1 protein-coding gene is annotated in these 1889 nt (G+C 47.2%); it reads right to left on the bottom strand.

From position 1 onward, the window contains the following. A partial coding sequence (locus BLR37_RS25325) for a beta strand repeat-containing protein (protein WP_167356584.1) occupies positions 1 to 1889 on the bottom strand: 1889 nt, incomplete at both ends.

Genomic DNA, 1889 nt, shown 5'->3' with positions numbered 1-1889 from the left:
GAACCGGCATCATCTTTGGCTAAAATTGCGCCCGAAGCTACCGTTACTTTAACCGTAGCGGTTGAAGTTTTACTGTTGTCGAGTTTATCGGTGATGGTATAAGTCAGGGTGTAAACACCAGCCGGGGTATTCGCTGCTACGCTCACAGCTCCTGTTGACGGATCCAGGGTTACTTTACCATTGCTATCGTTGGTGCCATTGGTGATGGTTACATCATTTAGGCTTGGAGCAGTTGTAGTACCGTTATAGTTATCGTTCGCCAATACATTAGCCACTGCGGTGCCGCCCGTTACCGAGTTCGCCGAACCGGCATCGTCTTTAGCTAAGATCGCGCCTGAAGCTACCGTTACTTTTACTGTAGCGGTTGAAGTTTTACTGTTGTCGAGTTTATCGGTGATGGTATAAGTCAGGGTGTAAACACCAGCCGGGATATTGGTTGCTACACTCACAGCACCTGTTGCCGGATCCAAGGTTACTTTACCATTGCTATCATTCGTTCCGTTGGTGATGGTTACATCATTTAGGCTTGGAGCAGTTGTAGTACCGTTATAGTTATCGTTAGCCAATACATTAGCCACTGCGGTGCCGCCCGTTACCGAGTTTGCCGAACCGGCATCATCTTTAGCTAAAATCGCGCCTGAAGCTACTGTTACTTTTACCGTTGCAGTTGAAGTTTTACTGTTGTCGAGTTTATCGGTGATGGTATAAGTCAGGGTGTAAACACCAGCCGGGGTATTCGCTGCTACGCTCACAGCACCTGTTGACGGATCCAGGGTTACTTTACCATTGCTATCGTTGGTGCCATTGGTGATGGTTACATCATTTAAAGTTGGTGCGGTAGTCGTACCATTGTAGTTATCGTTTGCCAATACATTTGCCACGGCTGTTCCACCTGTTACCGAGTTAGCCGAACCGGCATCGTCTTTAGCTAAAATCACGCCCGAAGCTACCGTTACTTTTACCGTTGCGGTCGAAGTTTTCGAAGCATCCAGTTTATCGGTGATGGTATAAGTCAAGGTATAAACACCAGCCGGGGTATTCGCAGCAACTTTAACCTCTCCTGTTGTTGGATCAAGGGTTACTTTGCCATTGCTATCATTCGTACCATTGGTGATGGTTACATCATTTAAGGTTGGTGCAGTAGTGGTACCGTTATAGTTATCGTTCGCCAATACATTCGCCACTGCGGTGCCGCCGGTTACCGAGTTCGCCGAACCCGCATCATCTTTAGCTAAGATCGCTCCTGAAGCTACTGTTACTTTTACCGTAGCAGTCGAAGTTTTAGAAGCATCCAGTTTATCGGTGATGGTATACGTTAAAGTATAAACACCAGCCGGGGTATTGGTTGCAACTTTAACTTCTCCTGTTGCCGGATCCAGGGTTACTTTACCATTGCTGTCGTTGGTGCCATTGGTGATGGTTACATCATTTAAGGTTGGAGCAGTAGTGGTACCATTGTAGTTATCGTTCGCCAATACATTCGCTACAGCTGTTCCGCCCGTTACCGAGTTTGCCGAACCGGCATCGTCTTTAGCTAAAATCGCGCCCGAAGCTACCGTTACTTTTACCGTAGCAGTAGAAGTTTTACTGTTGTCGAGTTTATCGGTGATGGTATAAGTCAGGGTGTAAACACCAGCCGGCGTATTTGCAGCAACACTCACTGCTCCTGTTGACGGATCCAGGGTTACTTTGCCATTGCTATCGTTGGTACCATTGGTGATAGTTACATCATTTAAAGTTGGAGCAGTTGTCGTACCGTTATAGTTATCGTTCGCCAACACATTTGCAACAGCTGTTCCGCCGCTTACCGAGTTCGCCGAACCGGCATCGTCTTTGGCTAAAATCGCGCCTGAAGCTACCGTAACTTTAACTGTTGCGGTCGAAGTTTT

It is taken from the genome of Pedobacter soli, from assembly GCF_900101435.1.
GTDB classification, from domain to species: domain Bacteria; phylum Bacteroidota; class Bacteroidia; order Sphingobacteriales; family Sphingobacteriaceae; genus Pedobacter; species Pedobacter soli.
This window is presented reverse-complemented; position numbering and strand designations above follow the sequence as displayed.